A 1,443-nucleotide genomic window follows, 5' to 3' on the forward strand; every position below is an offset into this window, starting at 1 on the left:
GTAATTGCTCAACCCCCTTGACAAGAGAACGAGATAAACATTAGATAAAGGAATGAAAAAACTCCCTGACCTAAAACAACTATCGGATGAGGCCAAAAACGCCTTGATAGTAGAGCTATGGCAGGAAATCAAAAAACTGCGGGCAGCATTAGACACTGACGAATCAAAACCCAACTCATCTCCCGCCAAAACCAGCTCGAATTCAAGCACTCCACCATCAAAAGGATTCAAGTCCAACATCAAGCCGAAGCCATCGAAAATAGAAGGAGTCAAAAGACAAAAAAGCATCGGCAGAGTAGGAGGGGGAAGACATCTACATCCCGAACCCGACCAAATCATTGTCGCTCAAATCAAAAGTTGCCCCCAGTGTTCAGAAACAGTCACTGCCACGTCCCAAAAATTGCAAGCAGTCTATGACAAAATAGAACTACCACCAATTCGCCCGATCGTAACGCGCATTGAACGTTATGGCGGTCGCTGCGCCTGTTGTCAAACCGAGTATCTTGCCCCCGTACCCGCAGGAATGGAACCGGGTTCACCATTTGGCAGTTCAATTCAAAGCCTAGTTACATATCTGCGCTACACTCATGCGATCGGCTACGAACGGCTGTCGGGAATCTTGGCGGAAGTTTTTGGACTCAAGATATCCGAAGGAGCGATCGCCAACCTCTTAAGTACCGTCAAAACCAGTTTAGATGACCAGGTAAATCAAATACTGCAACGTTTGCGGCAGGCAAAATTAATTTGCTCGGATGAAACCAGTGCCAGAGTGAACGGACAAAACCAATGGGAATGGGTGTTTCAGAACCAAGATATTTGCCTGCATGTCATCCGTCCCAGTCGAGGGGCTGGAGTAATTAGTGAAGTTCTCGGAGAACATCGCCCGCAACTGTGGGTATCAGACCTTTTTAGTGCTCAAAAAAATCACCCAGCAGCAAAATGGCAGGTGTGTTTAGCCCATCAACTGCGGGATTGTCAATATGCCATTGATGCAGGAGACAAGATTTTTGCCCCAGCGATGAAGAGGTTATTATTAAGAGCTTTTGTCATCCATCGACGACGCGACAGGATGGACGAGGCAAGACTGGAGCGATATCGCAGTAATTTACGAGAAAGATTAATCACAATTTTGAGTTTAATGCCATATCAACCGGATGGTGTTCGGTTGCGAAAACGCTATGGCGAGCTGATGGATAATTTGTTTTTATTTCTGGAAGATGCTGCACTTCCACCGACAAATAATTCTAGCGAACAAGCGATTCGGATGAGCGTGATATTTCGTCGCGTGACTAATTGCTTTCGTTCCCAATGGGGGCGAGATTTATTTGCGGCGGTTCGTTCAGTTGTCAATACTGGTAAAAGGCAGGGCTTAACTGCTTATCAAGCTATTCAACAAGCCCTCTCTATTCATGGCTCCCTTTTTTCCCCTAGTTGAGCAATTAC

The 1,443-nt window shown here is 46.0% G+C and carries 1 protein-coding gene; it reads left to right on the plus strand.

Annotated elements, in window-relative coordinates:
* Positions 1 to 52: 52 nt before the first annotated feature.
* The gene (gene tnpC, locus QUA42_RS27540) at positions 53 to 1,435 is read left to right on the plus strand and encodes an IS66 family transposase (protein WP_333141853.1); all 1,383 of its coding nucleotides are present in this window, start codon (positions 53 to 55) and stop codon (positions 1,433 to 1,435) included.
* Positions 1,436 to 1,443 lie beyond the last annotated feature (8 nt).

Source organism: Microcoleus sp. Pol11C2, assembly GCF_036701505.1.
Classification (GTDB): domain Bacteria; phylum Cyanobacteriota; class Cyanobacteriia; order Cyanobacteriales; family Microcoleaceae; genus Microcoleus.